This is a genomic window from Allopontixanthobacter sediminis (assembly GCF_009828115.1).
GTDB lineage: Bacteria > Pseudomonadota > Alphaproteobacteria > Sphingomonadales > Sphingomonadaceae > Allopontixanthobacter > Allopontixanthobacter sediminis.
In genome coordinates this window covers 843,653-857,407 of record NZ_WTYL01000002.1, presented here as the reverse complement: position 1 = coordinate 857,407, position 13,755 = coordinate 843,653, and the positions used below count along the sequence as shown (strand labels likewise).

Annotated in this window: 16 protein-coding genes; 4 read left to right on the top strand and 12 right to left on the bottom strand. The window is 63.0% G+C overall.

What is annotated here, in order from left to right; all coding sequences use genetic code 11:
• Positions 1 to 109: 109 nt before the first annotated feature.
• Genes mutS through GRI65_RS09815 form a run of 3 tightly spaced genes read left to right on the top strand, consistent with a single transcriptional unit; the run spans position 110 to position 3,604 of the window.
• Entirely contained in the window at positions 110 to 2,773 is a 2,664-nt protein-coding gene (mutS, locus tag GRI65_RS09825) for a DNA mismatch repair protein MutS (RefSeq protein WP_456298124.1), read from the top strand.
• A 41-nt stretch (positions 2,774 to 2,814) separates the two neighbouring features.
• Positions 2,815 to 3,165, top strand: a complete 351-nt coding sequence (locus tag GRI65_RS09820; protein ID WP_160756313.1) for a hypothetical protein — start codon at positions 2,815 to 2,817, stop codon at positions 3,163 to 3,165.
• 1 nt (position 3,166) lies between these two features.
• The gene (locus tag GRI65_RS09815; RefSeq protein WP_160756312.1) at positions 3,167 to 3,604 is read left to right on the top strand and encodes a YidH family protein; all 438 of its coding nucleotides are present in this window, start codon (positions 3,167 to 3,169) and stop codon (positions 3,602 to 3,604) included.
• Positions 3,605 to 3,623: 19 nt separating this feature from the next.
• On the opposite strand, the gene GRI65_RS09810 is transcribed toward GRI65_RS09815, so the two are convergent.
• From GRI65_RS09810 to gluQRS, 5 genes are all read right to left on the bottom strand, one after another.
• A complete protein-coding gene (locus GRI65_RS09810; RefSeq protein ID WP_160756311.1) occupies positions 3,624 to 3,980 on the bottom strand; it encodes a hypothetical protein in 357 nt (118 codons plus the stop codon).
• Positions 3,981 to 4,054: 74 nt separating this feature from the next.
• Positions 4,055 to 4,924: a 3-hydroxyacyl-CoA dehydrogenase family protein gene (locus GRI65_RS09805; protein ID WP_160756310.1), complete on the bottom strand. Its 870-nt coding sequence runs from the start codon at positions 4,922 to 4,924 to the stop codon at positions 4,055 to 4,057.
• 103 nt (positions 4,925 to 5,027) lie between these two features.
• Entirely contained in the window at positions 5,028 to 5,612 is a 585-nt protein-coding gene (locus GRI65_RS09800) for a cob(I)yrinic acid a,c-diamide adenosyltransferase (RefSeq protein ID WP_160756309.1), read from the bottom strand.
• Positions 5,613 to 5,627: 15 nt separating this feature from the next.
• The gene (locus GRI65_RS09795) at positions 5,628 to 5,858 is read right to left on the bottom strand and encodes an HIG1 domain-containing protein (RefSeq protein ID WP_160756308.1); all 231 of its coding nucleotides are present in this window, start codon (positions 5,856 to 5,858) and stop codon (positions 5,628 to 5,630) included.
• 9 nt (positions 5,859 to 5,867) lie between these two features.
• A complete protein-coding gene (gluQRS, locus tag GRI65_RS09790; RefSeq protein WP_160756307.1) occupies positions 5,868 to 6,695 on the bottom strand; it encodes a tRNA glutamyl-Q(34) synthetase GluQRS in 828 nt (275 codons plus the stop codon).
• Positions 6,696 to 6,839: 144 nt separating this feature from the next.
• Here gluQRS and GRI65_RS09785 point away from each other — a divergent pair, with 144 nt between their 5' ends.
• The gene (locus tag GRI65_RS09785; RefSeq protein ID WP_160756306.1) at positions 6,840 to 7,448 is read left to right on the top strand and encodes an HNH endonuclease; all 609 of its coding nucleotides are present in this window, start codon (positions 6,840 to 6,842) and stop codon (positions 7,446 to 7,448) included.
• 436 nt (positions 7,449 to 7,884) lie between these two features.
• Here the strand turns inward: GRI65_RS09785 and kynU are convergent, their stop codons facing one another.
• From kynU to dksA, 7 genes are all read right to left on the bottom strand, one after another.
• Entirely contained in the window at positions 7,885 to 9,105 is a 1,221-nt protein-coding gene (kynU, locus tag GRI65_RS09780; RefSeq protein ID WP_160756305.1) for a kynureninase, read from the bottom strand.
• On the bottom strand, positions 9,102 to 9,746 hold the full coding sequence (gene kynB / locus GRI65_RS09775) for an arylformamidase (protein WP_160756304.1): 645 nt from the start codon (positions 9,744 to 9,746) through the stop codon (positions 9,102 to 9,104). Before kynB ends, kynU begins: the two co-directional genes overlap by 4 nt.
• Positions 9,743 to 10,534 carry a tryptophan 2,3-dioxygenase gene (locus tag GRI65_RS09770; protein WP_160756303.1) on the bottom strand — a complete coding sequence of 264 codons (792 nt, stop codon included), beginning with the start codon at positions 10,532 to 10,534 and terminating at the stop codon, positions 9,743 to 9,745. The genes kynB and GRI65_RS09770 overlap by 4 nt, the downstream gene beginning before the upstream one ends.
• A gap of 74 nt (positions 10,535 to 10,608) precedes the next feature.
• On the bottom strand, positions 10,609 to 10,986 hold the full coding sequence (locus GRI65_RS09765) for a DUF4112 domain-containing protein (protein WP_232844031.1): 378 nt from the start codon (positions 10,984 to 10,986) through the stop codon (positions 10,609 to 10,611).
• 101 nt (positions 10,987 to 11,087) lie between these two features.
• Complete coding sequence (locus GRI65_RS09760; protein ID WP_160756302.1) at positions 11,088 to 12,560, bottom strand: ABC transporter substrate-binding protein; 1,473 nt, start codon at positions 12,558 to 12,560, stop codon at positions 11,088 to 11,090.
• 91 nt (positions 12,561 to 12,651) lie between these two features.
• Entirely contained in the window at positions 12,652 to 13,038 is a 387-nt protein-coding gene (locus tag GRI65_RS09755; RefSeq protein ID WP_160756301.1) for a PilZ domain-containing protein, read from the bottom strand.
• A gap of 170 nt (positions 13,039 to 13,208) precedes the next feature.
• Positions 13,209 to 13,667 carry an RNA polymerase-binding protein DksA gene (gene dksA, locus GRI65_RS09750; RefSeq protein WP_160756300.1) on the bottom strand — a complete coding sequence of 153 codons (459 nt, stop codon included), beginning with the start codon at positions 13,665 to 13,667 and terminating at the stop codon, positions 13,209 to 13,211.
• Positions 13,668 to 13,755 lie beyond the last annotated feature (88 nt).

Genomic DNA, 13,755 nt, shown 5'->3' with positions numbered 1-13,755 from the left:
TCGCCCCGTCCGTAGCGGAGGGTCGCTACCAAGGATAGTGCCAAGCGTCAGGGGAAAGCTTCCCCCGCCGCCTTTCCGAATCGGCAGCACTACGCGTAGGCCCCCGCGCATGGCGAGTACGAAGGTGGCGACCGGGGCCAAGGGCCCCACACCGATGATGCAGCAATATTTCGCGCTCAAGCGCGAGGCCGAAGGTTGCCTGCTGTTCTACCGGATGGGAGACTTCTTCGAACTGTTTTTCGACGATGCGCGGCAGGCCGCCGCGATCCTCGATATCGCACTCACCAGTCGCGGCGAGCATGACGGCGAGCCGGTCGCGATGTGCGGCGTTCCGGTGCATGCCGCGGAAGGTTACCTGGCGCGCCTGATCAAGGCCGGATGCCGGGTCGCGATCGCCGAACAGGTCGAGACACCGGAGGAAGCAAAGAAGCGCGGCGGGTACAAGGCGCTGGTGGCGCGCGAAATCGTTCGCTTCGTAACCGCTGGCACCCTGACCGAAGAAGCCCTGCTGGAGCCGCGCCGGGCCAACGTGCTGGCCGCCGTGTGCGAACTGCGCGGCACCATCGGCATTGCCGCGTGCGACATATCCACCGGGCGGATGGAGCTGGAAGAATGTACCCCTGAAAGCGCCGGAGCCGCGCTCGCGCGATTGGGCGCTAGCGAGCTGGTCGCGCCGGAGGAATGGGACGCGGCGCCCGAGGCCGCCGTCGCTCGGCCGCGGCATGACTTCGCTAGCGACGAGGGCGAGGCGCGCCTCAAATCACTGCACGGCGTAGCAACGCTCGACGGGTTCGGGAATTTCACCCGCGCCATGCTGGCCGCGGCGGGCGGGCTGGTGGCCTACCTGGATCATGTCGGGCGGGGCACTCTGCCGTTTCTGCAGCCGCCGGTGGCGCGCACCGGGCACGCCACCATGGCCATGGACGAAGCGACGCGAAGCAGCCTGGAAATCTTGTCATCGCAGCAAGGCGGCCGCGCCGGAAGCCTGATCGCGGCGGTCGATCGCTGCGTGACCGGCGCGGGCGCGCGGCAGCTAGCCGATGACCTTGGCGCGCCGCTGCTGGACCGCAGCGCCATCGAAGCGCGGCTGGCGCTGGTCCACTGGCTGCACGACGACCCTTTGCTCCGCGCCGACCTGCGCGGCGTTCTGCGCGCCTTGCCCGACATCGGGCGGGCGCTGGGCAGGATCGTCGCGGGCCGCGGGAGTCCGCGCGATCTCGGGCAAATTCGCGACGGGCTTGCGGAAGCGCGGCGAATTCGCGATTTCCTGTCCGCCAAGCCCGATCGCCCTGCCCTGCTCGAAGCGCTGCTGCCGGCCATGGGCGGGCACGGCGCGCTAGTCGATCTGTTGCAGCGGGCTTTGGTGCCGTCTCCCCCGACCGAGCGCTCGCAGGGGAGCTTCATTGCGCAAGGTTACGACGCGGCGCTCGACGAATTGCGCGAGATCTCCGGTAACGCCCGCCGCGCCATCGCTGCGCTGGAAGGCCGCTACCGCGCCGAAACCGGAATTGCCGCGCTGAAAATCAAGCACAACGGCGTGCTCGGCTATTTCATCGAGGTGCCTGCCAAGCACGGTGATATCCTGATGGCTGCCGACAGCGGTTTTACCCACCGCCAGACCATGGCCGGGGCCGTCCGGTTCAATTCGCTTGGCCTGCATGAAGAAGCGGGCCGCATCGCGGAGGCGGGGGGCCATGCACTGGCCGCCGAGGAAGCGCATTTCGAGGATCTGACCGCCAGAGTCGTCGAAGCGCGGCTGCTGATCGCCGACACCGCTGCCGCACTCGCCCGGATCGACGTGGCGGCGGGGCAGGCTGAGCGTGCAGCCGAAGGCGGCTGGTGCCGTCCCCAGATTACAGACGACAACTCGCTCGCCATCGAGGCGGGACGCCACCCGGTGGTCGAAGCCGCATTGACGAGTTCGGGTGGCAAATCCGGAGCCAGAACCGGATCGGGCGAACGGTTTGTCGCCAACGACTGCGTCCTTTCGCCGGACGACCGGCTGTGGCTGATTGGCGGGCCGAACATGGGCGGCAAATCGACCTTCCTGCGCCAGAATGCGCTGATCGTCGTGCTGGCGCAAGCGGGCGGCTATGTCCCAGCCGACCGCGCCACGATCGGACTGGTCGACAAATTGTTCAGCCGGGTCGGCGCGTCCGACAATCTCGCACGCGGGCGGTCGACGTTCATGGTCGAGATGGTCGAAACGGCCGCCATCCTGGCGCAGGCAGGCGAGCGCAGCTTCGTAGTCCTCGACGAGGTCGGGCGCGGGACTTCGACCTATGACGGACTCGCGTTGGCGTGGGCGGTGGTCGAGGCGGTGCATAGCGGAAATAAATCGCGGTGCCTTTTCGCCACCCACTATCACGAACTCTCCCGACTTGCCGAAAGCTGCGAGGCCCTGTCGCTCCATCATGTCCGCGCGCGGGAATGGCGCGGCGAACTCGTGTTGCTCCACGAGTTGGCGGATGGTCCTGCGGACCGCAGTTACGGGCTCGCTGTCGCCAAACTGGCCGGAGTTCCCAAGGCAGTGGTCACGCGCGCCCGTTCGGTCCTTGACCGGCTGGAGCAGGCACGGTCCGAAACGGGCGGAATTGCCGCCGGGCTGGGTGACCTGCCTTTGTTCGCCGCTGCCGCCAGTGCGGTTCATGACGAGCGCGTTGATCCAGTGCGCCAGCAACTGGATTTGCTGGACGTCGATGCACTGAGCCCGCGCGAAGCATTGGAAATGCTTTATTCACTGAAGCGGCTGACGACCGAAAGAGAACCTTAACGCTAAACCGCTAAGGGTACGGGATGCGTGGATACATGTTCATGAACCGCTGGGGTGCCCTGATTTTCGTCTTCCTGGCGGCGTTCGGCGCCGTCAGCCTGATTGGCGACGAGGATGATCCGGGCGTCTTGCTCGACGCAGCGGATGAATTGACCCGGTCCAAAAGCCAATACGAAGCCGATGCAGCGGCCTTGGCGCAGCCCGATGACCGGCCAGTTCTCGATGCCGATACCGGCGGCGAATTAACTCCGGATGAGGAACTGGAAGCTGAATTCCTGCCGGATGACGAATTGATTGACGACACTCATGGATTCGAACCTACGCCGGATATCATTCCAACCCCACCGGGCGAAGGTGTTGAAGAACAAGGCGATGTCGTTATGTACATCTAGAATGAGTGACTCGCGAAAAGACCCAGATCCCTCTGACGACCACGACCGGGGTGAAGCCGACCGGAGCACACCCAATAACAAGAACGAAGAACTGGCAGACCACCGTACGGACTGGGCCGAGGATCGTACGATCCTGGCGCTCGAACGGACCTTCGCAGGGTGGATGCGCACCGCTTTCGCCGCGATCGGCATAGGTCTCGGCTTTCGGGCTCTGTTCGGTGAGTTGGAACCGCCTTGGCTCGCACGGGCGATCGCCACACTGTTCATTGCCTTGGCCATTGTTTTGGCGATCAGCGCGGAAAGGCGAACTTGCCGTGCCTTTGCTCGGCTTTCCGCCCACGCCGTCGATACACCGGACCTGCCCAAGCTGCGTTGGTTGGCTTACAGTGTATCGATCGGCGCGGCAGTCCTGATCGCGGCGTTGTGGGTGTTGCGGTAATCCGGGTTATGGATCGAAGTTAGTTACCGTCACCGCGCAGGTTGTCGAGTTTGCCCTCGGGTCCCAGTTCGTCGACATTGTCATCATGGTTGGGTTCGCCCTTGAACGCATCCATGTCGATCCGGCCGCTGCTTTCCATGTCGCGCATATGGTCGATGATATCCTGGGTCGAATCGCCCATGGGATCGTTTGTGTTGGGGTCCTTCCGACTTTCCGTCGGGCTGCCCGCATCGGCGCGACCGCGTGCCTGCTGGGCGACCTCCTGAGCCTGCGAACGATGATCGTCCTGCTCGTCGTTATGCGTTTCCGGCGCGAAATCTGCCTGCCGCTGTTCCTGCGTCTTGATCTTATCGTCGCTCTTGTCGTGGTCGGTCATGGAAAAATACTCCTTCACCCGTTCAACCACCGGTGGAGGTTGCCTGTTCCACGAAACCTGCCGGTGCCGGAACCTTAGCGGGTCGGAACCGGCACCTCGCCGCTGTAGTCATAGAATCCGCGGCCGGTCTTCCGGCCGAGCCAGCCCGCCTCGACATATTTGACCAGCAACGGCGCAGGCCGGTATTTTGCATCCCCGGTGGTCGCCTGCAGGATTCGAACAATATCGAGAACCGTGTCGAGACCGACGAAATCCGCCAGCGCCAAGGGCCCCATCGGATGATTGAGGCCGATCCGGCAACCCTTGTCGATATCTTCGATGCTGGCGGTTCCCTGCCCCAGCACGAACGCTGCTTCGTTGAGCATCGGGATCAGGATGCGGTTCACCACGAAGCCCGGCTCGTCCTGCACTTCCACCACCTGCTTGCCCAGGCTTTCCGCAAATGCCCGGGTGCGTGCGGTGGTCTCGGCGCTGGTGGCGAGGCCGGGGATGATCTCGATCAGCCCCATAACCGGTACGGGATTGAAGAAATGCAATCCGATGAAGCGTGCCGGATCGGGCGCGAAATTGGCCATCCGGGTGATCGGTATCGAACTGGTGTTGCTGGCCATGATCGCGTCCGGGCCAAGCACCTTACCCGCTTCACCGAAGATCGCCTGTTTGATCGCCTCGTTCTCGGTCGCTGCCTCGATAATCAGATCAGCGTCGGCCATCGGTGCGTAATCGGCGATGGGCGTAATTCTGGCGAGCGCGGCTTCCGCATCGGCAATTTCGATCTTGCCCTTCCCGACCAGCCGGCCGAGCGCCTGTTCGATGCCTGCCTTGGCCTTTTCGGAGATGGATAACTCACGGTCGGAAAGCAGCACGTCCATGCCGTGCTGAGCAATCGTCTGGGCAATGCCCGAACCCATCTGGCCCGCGCCGATTACAGCAATCTTTTGCATCCCGTCGATCCCTTCGCAGTTGCAGCAAAGGCGTCTGTTAGCCGGTGGATGGCGACCTGCCTAGCCCTGCGCCATTGCCGTGCACTGCAAATCGAAGCAGGCCTCAGCGGTTGGCGCCGGGGATCCACTTGACGTCCGCCGCGCCGTCATCGTTGGCGATCCGTGCGAGCACGAACAGGTAATCGGACAGGCGGTTGATGTAGGCAAGCGCCGCCGGATTAACCGGTTCGGCGGCGGCAAGCGCGGTCACCCGCCGTTCGGCAGACCGAACAGTGGCCCGCGCAATATGCACCCGGGCGGCCGCTTCCGATCCGCCGGGAAGGACAAAACTAGTCAGGGGTTCAAGCCGCTCGTTCAGCGTGTCGATGGCGTGTTCAATCCATTCCGCCTGCGCCGGAACGACCCGAAGGACCATAGGCGAAGGCTCGAAGTCCTTCCCGCCAACTTCGCCCAGCGGTGTCGCCAGGTCGGCCCCGAGGTCGAACATGTCGTTCTGGATACGAAACAGCGACTGGGCGTGACCGGTGTTCGCCAGCGCTACGGCTGCGAGCCCGATCGCGCTGTTGGCCTCGTCGACCGCACCGATCGCCTCGATCCGCGCTGCGTGTTTCGCCTGGCGCGAACCGTCGACCAGGCCGGTCGAACCGTCATCACCCGTTCGGGTGTAGATCTTGTTGAGTTTGACCACCGGAGAGCTTCCGCCTCAGCGGGCGAACGCGAGGATTATCGCGACCACCAACACGGCGAGGCCCTGATACTTGATCCGGTTGAACATCATCTTGTTCTGCATGGTCTGCATTTCGATGAGGTTTTCGGACGTTCCGTTTTCCAGGTCGATCTTGGTCGTCTTGAGAAAGGCGACAATCCCGCGGACCAGCGAAACAACTACCAGGATGCACAGGATTACGAGCGCGATGATGAGGAATGTTTGCATGCAGCCTACTTAGGACGGGTCGAGCGAAATACCAGCGGGAAACCGACTTTGCCGAAGCGCTTGCGCAAGTTTCTGACCGTCCTCACCTGCCAGCCGCCGGTCCGCCAGCGACGGCGATCCGCGCCGCTTGGCCAGCTTGGTCCCGCTCTTATCCACCAGCAGGGCGTGGTGATGCCACCGCGGCACGGGCAAGCCGAGCAATTCCTGCAGCAACCGGTGGATATGGGAGGCGCTGAACAGGTCTCGTCCGCGGGTCACCAGCGTGACCCCGTCGCGCGCATCGTCGAGCGTCGCGGCAAGGTCGTAGCTGGCGGGCGCGTCCTTGCGCAGCAGCACGACATCGCCGGCCTGATCCGGCACCGCGCGCTGCTGCCCCGCCAGATCGTCCGTCCAATGGAGCGTGCCGGTTCGTGCCAAAGCCCGGGTGATATCGAGCCGCCACGCCGCGCCCTCGCCCGGGATGTTTTTCCCCTGGCAGGTTCCCGGATACACCGGCCCCTCCGGTCCGGCCTCAACGGCGGCAGCGGCAATGTCGGCCCGGGTGCAATTGCAGGAGTACAGCAGTCCCATGTCCTTGAGCCGCTGCGCAGCGTCGTCATAGCTGGCGAAGCGGGAGGATTGCGCGGGCACTTCGGTCCATTCCAGCCCCAGCCATTGCAGGTCGGCGCGGAATTCCGCCGCCAGTTCCGGCTTGCTGCGGACACCGTCGATGTCCTCCACCCGCAGCAGGAACCGCCCGCCTGCCGCGCGCGCGAGGTCATGCGCCACGATTGCCGAATAGGCATGGCCGAGGTGGAGCGGGCCGTTGGGGCTGGGGGCGAAACGGGTGGTGACCATGGCGGATGCCCTGCTCTAGGCGAATGCCCCGGCACCGGCAAAACACTATTGCGGCAAAAAGTTCTGGGGATTCGGTCGGTGTCACAGGGTTGACGCTTTTTGCCGCAAATGCTCCCATGCAACAAATCGGGAGTAGAACAAGACGTGTTCAAAGCCGAATTGATGGAGCGAGCGGCCCGTTTTCGCAGTGCCGCAGAAGATCCGACACGGAATGTCGCGGGCTGCCCGGCGCTCGTGCTCAACGCGGATTACACGCCGCTGTCCTATTATCCGCTCAGCCTGTGGCCGTGGCAGACGGCGATCAAGGCGATTTTCCTCGACCGGGTGGATGTGGTCGCCAGCTATGACCGGGAAGTCCACTCGCCTTCGCTGGACATGAAGATCCCCTCGGTCATCGCGCTCAAGCAATATGTGAAACCGAGCGAATTTCCGGCCTTCACCCGGTTCAACGTGTTCCTGCGCGACCGGTTCACCTGCCAATATTGCGGCGACAACCACCATCTGACCTTTGACCACGTGATCCCGCGCCGGCTCGGCGGTCGGACCAGCTGGGAAAACATCGTCGCCGCCTGCGCGCCGTGCAACATGAAAAAAGGCGGGCGGACACCGCAACAGGCTCACATGCCGATCCTGGTAAAGCCGATCCGCCCGACCAACTGGCAGCTGCAGCAACGCGGCAAGGCCTTCCCGCCCAACTTCCTCCACGAGACCTGGCGGGATTGGCTCTATTGGGATATCGAACTGGAGGCTTGAGGGATCTATTCCATTGCGGAGCTTGATCAAAGCTGCAAGCATTTGAGATCACGCCGATAATGGTTTTGGGGAGACTGACTCTTGGATGCACTACCTCCGGCACCGGTCCACTGCGAAGTTCGAACGCAAGACATCCTACTAACTGTGAAGGGGGATGAAGATGCCAAAGACTTCGCTGCAGAATTTGCCCTGTTCATTGGTGACGTAAGGCGACTAGATGGGGGTTGGACACTGGTTTCAGACAATGTGACCAACGGAACACGCACATTCGTCTTACGCGCACGCCCTGATGTGACGTATGATGCCGTGAGTGATGCGACCTCGAATGCGAATGGAAGAGGCTGGATAGCGCGTGTCACCTTCGACGTGCCTCGCTGCTCAGCGTAAGGGCGCGCGGCCTTAGTCACCCGATAGCAATCGGCCTTAACCGCTCACTTCAAGTCACTGCCGCGCGTTGCTGGAACTCCGGCTTGTCCCATGCACGGGTAGAAATGATGTCAGCCAGACCTTCCGCCGCAAGGAACACATCCTCGAACGATACATAGGCGGGGGCGAAGCCGAACCTCAGGATATCGGGATCGCGGAAATCGCCGATGATCCCGCGCGCAATCAGCGCCTGGCAGATCGCGTTTGCTTGCGTGTGGCGGAAGGACAATTGGCTGCCGCGTGCCAGTGGGTCCAGCGGGCTGACGAGTTCCAGATCGGGCAATTTCTCCGCCGCGCACTTCCGGAAAAACTCGCTTAGCGCGCGTGATTTTGCCGCGAGCCGGTTGATGCCGATTTCGGCGATCAGGTCGACTCCGACCTCCAGCGCGGCAATCCCGAGAATTCCCGGTGTGCCGGCCAGCAAGCGCGAAGCGCCCGGCGCGGGGGCGTAATCATCAGTAAAGGCAAATGGGGCCGCGTGGCCCATCCATCCGGTCAGGGGCTGCGACAGCGCCGCATGGTGCCGCTTGGCGACGTAAGCATAGGCTGGCGCGCCTGGGCCGCCGTTGAGATATTTATACCCGCAACCGACCGCGAAATCGGCGTTGCAGGCCGCCAGATCGACCGGCACCGCGCCGCCGCTATGCGACAGGTCCCACAGCACCAGCGCGCCCGCATCCTGCGCGGCCCGTGTCAGCCTGACCATGTCATGCGTGCGGCCGGCCTTGTAGTGAACATGGGTCAGCATCAGCAGCGCCACATCGCCGTCCAGCGCAGCCTCGAGATCGCCGGGTGCGGCCAGTCGCCGCTCCGCCAGACCCTGCGCCTCCAGCCCGGCGATCATGTACAGGTCGGTGGGGAAATTGCCCGGTTCGGAAAGTATCACTTTGCGACCCGGGCGCATGTTGAGCGCCGCGCCGATCAGCTTGAACAGGTTGACCGACACGCTGTCGCAAACGATGACTTCGTCCGCTTCCGCCCCGATCAACGGAGCTATCTTGGCCCCGACGCGCTGCGGCAAGGTAATCCAGTCGGCATCATTCCAGCTACGGATCAGCCCATTGCCCCATTCGCCGCGCACGACCTGTTCCAGCCGTGCGGGCGTATCCTTAGGCAGCGCGCCCAGCGAATTGCCGTCGAGGTAGACAACCCCTTCCGGCAGGTCGAAGCGTTCGCGATAATCCCGCAGCGGGTCGGCGGCATCGAGCCGGCGAGCGTCCTCCAAAGTCATTCCGCCAGCTCCCGCAGAATCGCGCGGCACAGCCCCGCATCTCCGCCCGCAATCTTGAGCGGCAGGGCAATCAGCTCGTACCGGCCCGCCGGGACATCATCCAGCACAAGCCCTTCGAGAATGCGCATGTCTTCGTCCAGCACCGCCTTGTGGGCCTCGATCGACTTGGAGTTCTGCGGATCCACCGATGGCGCATCGGTGCCGATCAGCTTCACCCCCTGCGCCGCGAGCCAGCGGATCGCCTCGGCAGATATGGCGGTAAAATCCTCGCGCCAGCCGTCATGGGGAAACGCGTCATAGGTCCTGAACAGCACCCGGTCCGCGCTGAGGATGGCGGGCAGATCACCGACGCCGATCATGCCCGAAACGCCGCGCGCATCGACCACCAGGCACTCGCCGATATAGGGGTCGAGTTCCACCGAAGCGATGTCCGCGGCATCGTTGCCGTAATGCAGCGGTGCGTCGCCATGCGTGCCGGAATGCGTGCTCATCACCATCCGTGCGACATTGACCGGCGATCCCGCCGCCATGTCCCAGGTGCGTTCGATGCCGAACTCGGTATCCCCGGGCCAAACCGGCAGTCCGGGGCGCAAGGTCTGGGAGATATCCCAGATCCTCCGGGCGGATTTCCAGCTGCTCATATCGCCGTCCGGACGGAAAGCAGTTCGGGGAAGAACACCTGTTTCAGCACGCCTTCCAGATAGGCCACGCCTGCCGTGCCGCCGGTACCGCGCTTGAAACCGATGATCCGCTCCACGGTCTTCAAGTGCCCGAACCGCCAGCGCTGGAAATGGTATTCCAGGTCGACCAGCTTTTCCGCCAGTTCATACAAATCCCAGTGCTTGTTCGGATGGCGATAGACTTCAGCCCATGCGGCCTCGACTTCAGCTGAGGCGCTCCATTGCCCGGATACATCGCGGTCCAGGACGGGTTCGGAAATCGCGAAGCCGCGGCGCGCCAACAGGCGGACGGCCTCGTCGTAAACGCTCGGCCGGTCCATTTCCGCGCGCAGCATCGCCGCCACTTCGGGCGTCGCTTCGTGCATGGTCACCATGTCGGGATTGCGCCCGCCCAGCAGGAATTCCATCAGCCGGTATTGTGCAGACTGGAAGCCTGACGATGTCCCCAGATGCGGGCGCAGCACGGAATAATCATGCGGAGTCATGGTGCTGAGCACGTCCCAGCTGCTGATCAGCTGGTTCTGCGCGCGGGCAACGCGGGACAGCATCTTGAAGGCGGGCCGCAAATCGTCATCCGCGATATGGTCGCGCGCCGCCTGCAGTTCGTGGAGGCACAATTTCAGCCACAGCTCACTCGCCTGGTGGACGATGATGAACAGCATCTCGTCATGCGCGGCGGACGCGGGATGCTGCGCCGACAGGATCCGGTCAAGGTCGAGATAGGAGGTGTAGGTTACATCGCGCGCCATGGCCTCGACCTATAGGCCAAAAGCCGAGGCGATTGAAACCGGCCAATGACAACGCGGCGAAAACCGCAGAATATCTAGCTGTCGATGACCCGGCTGGAAGGATGGTGCTTGTCCAGGTGGCGCTTGACGATCCGAAGGTTGCGGGTGTTGGACCGGAACAGAAGGTCGAACGCATCGCCTGCGATCGGGATCGCTCCGACGGCGGTATCGAACGCGACGTTGCCCGCCATCCGCCACAGTTTCCATTTCGGCAGGCCGATATTCCGTGCTTCCCACACGAGATAGGCGCCCATGGCGGCAGTCACCAGATCGCCGACCACCGGCACCAGTCCGACGATCGAATCGAGCCCAACAGGGTAGTTGACCCCGGGAATGGTGAAGCTGCGCTCCAGCAAATGCTCCATCGCCTCGATCCGCTTGCGCACCGATGCCGGATCATTTCCGATTGGCATTTCGAACGCCATCTTCCGGGTGCTGCCAGTCGGCCCTCCCTCATGGGGCGTTTGCATCCTGGGCGGTCGAACGGGATCGGCCATAGTTTTCTCCTTCGCTGTTAAGTGGGGCGAAGTGCGAGTGGGAACAAGGGATGCAGTCCCCAATTGTTCTCCGAAAAGCCGTCCACGCCGCCGCGAACCAGCGACCAGCGGATAGGCGCGCCGATGGGAATGTAAACGTTGGCGGCCGTCATTCTTGCTTCAGCTTCCGCCATCAGCGCGGCGGTCTGGGATTGGTCGGGTGCCTGCACGGCGCGCCGGACCGCCTCGTCAGCCTCGGGGGAACAAAGGCCTCTGTCCAACGAACAATGGAACTGGTTTAGAAACCACCGCGCGTCGGCATACCGGGCCAGACGGTCGACCAGTACCAAGTCGGCCGACGCGGAATTCGAAGCACGTTCGAGCACCAAGCCAACCGCCGCCAAATCGTCCGACAACTCGCGGAACAGCAGATCGGAACCAGGTCCGGGCGGCAGCGCAATCTTCAAATTACGCGCGGAGGGCTGGCTTCCGATGGCAGCTGAGACACGCCGGGCCGCCTCCGCCTGGCGCTGTTCGAGGGATAGCCCTTCCCAGCGCTCGCCGATGATCTTCGGATCGCCCGGCAGGCCAGGCGCGACGACGCGGTTCGTTGGTATCCATCCGCCGATGTTGAAGGGCTGCAGCAGGCTTTGCCGGTCGATCGCCAGCGCAATGGCTTCCCGGCCCGCCGCGGTTGCCAGCAAACCGCGTTCGCTTACCACTTGCAAACCGAGCATGCCGAGCGCCGCATCCAGCCGGACGGTTCCGCGTGACAGGGCGCCGGTGTCCGCCAGGGGCAAGCTGGCGAGAGTTCCGTTGAACACTGCATCCACCGCACGGTTATCGAACGCGGCGACGGCTTGTTCTGCGGGGAGCGCCTGCACCCTCACCGTTCGAACCGTCGATTCCCATTCTTCATCGATCGGCAAGCCCCTTAATTCCGGTGGCAAGGGGGCCAGCACGGCGATGTCCCGCTCACGCGTGAGGGTCATCGGCCCGGTGCCCTGTCGGTTTCGCCGCAAGCCGAGTTCGGGTTGGGCCAGCAACTGGAGGAATTCGGGCATCGGACCATCAAGGCGGATCTCCACGACCCGCCCGGTCATGGCCCGGATCTCCGAAATTTTCACAAGGTCCAGCCCCAGCGAGGTCCCGCGAACTTCCCGGATATTCCGGCGAAGCGCATCACGAACGCTGTTGCTGGTGAGCGGAGTTCCGTCCGCCCAATTGGTGTTGCGCAACCGGAAGATGTAGCTGAGGCCGTCTTCGGTCACGATCCAGCGCTCGGCCAGCGCGGGCACCACTTCGCCCGACTGGTTGAGCGAGACCAGTCCCTCCGCCGTGGCGGAGCGGATGTGCTGACCGGCCGCAGCCAGGCGAAAACCGGGTTCGAACAATTCCGTGGTGCTGCCGATGAAAGCGACGTTGACCTCGTCGTCCCCGGCGCCAGAGCCGCAGGACACCAGCGCGAGCGCAGCAGCCAGACACCCGGCGAGATGGAACAGACGGTTCATTCACCCCTGCCTAGCAGCTTGTCACCGCGTGGTCAGGACCGATTATGCATTGCAACCGAAGATTCGGGAATTGGCGTAAAACAAACCGCGATCAAATAGTGCGGAATTTGTCCGGCTGGTCCGCACCGGTATCGCTCTTGCCCGAAGTCGACCGCAGGAACTGTTGCTGGGCACTGCTTGCAGGTTGGCCGCTATCGGCAGGCGCGCGGGCCAATTTGTGATTGATTTCGTTATCGAACGCGATGCCGAAACGGTTGTCCTGCACCCAGGCGACACCGCCATCTATCCAGCCAACATTCCGAAGGTGAACCTTGAGCCGATTGCCCGGAACGACCGGAACGTTTCCTTCCGCCATCATTCCGCCAGCCGACAGATTGCGGACCTTGACGCGGAATTCCGTGGCAATTCCGGCAAGCCGCATTTCGGCAAGCAGGAACAGGCTGTCGCGAGCTATATTGCGGGTGTCGACAGAGGACATCTTCGCGGCATTACCTTTCGCCTGGTCAATTATCCAAAGGTCCCGGAACATTCGCCAGAGACGCGTAGCCCGACCCGAATAGCAGCGAATGGCTAAGGAAGCTTTAAGCACGGCTTCCGAGGAACCGGGGAGCATTGAAGTCCGGACGATATCCGGAGAAATTTCGGCGCTCAATCGTCGCGGGAAATTTTCTCGCGGCGCTCGTGCGCTTCCTGCGCTTCGACCGTCATCGTTGCGACGGGGCGTGCGATCAGGCGGCGCAGTCCGATGGGATCGCCGGTCACTTCGCAAAAACCGTATTCGCCCTCGTCGAGCCGGCGCAGCGCGGCGTCGATCTTGGAAATGAGCTTGCGTTGGCGGTCCCGGGTGCGCAATTCGATGCTCCAGTCGGTTTCGCTCGAAGCGCGGTCATTCATATCGGCTTCGCGGATCGGACCGTCCTGCAACGATTGCAAGGTTACACTGGATGCGGTGTGGATGGACCGCTTCCATTCCAGCAGCAGCATCCGGAAATAATTCTGCTGCGCATCACCCATATAGGGCTCGTCCTCGCCCGGCATGTAATCATGCGCGATCGATTTCTTCGCTTTCTCGAAAATTTCCATTTCGCCGGTTGCAGAAGTGGCCATCTGGTCCTCTCAAACCTCAAAAAAAACGTCGGGTTGCGCCCTTGTAATTCCTCCGCCGCCTTTTTCTGACGACAGCGGGCTCACATGT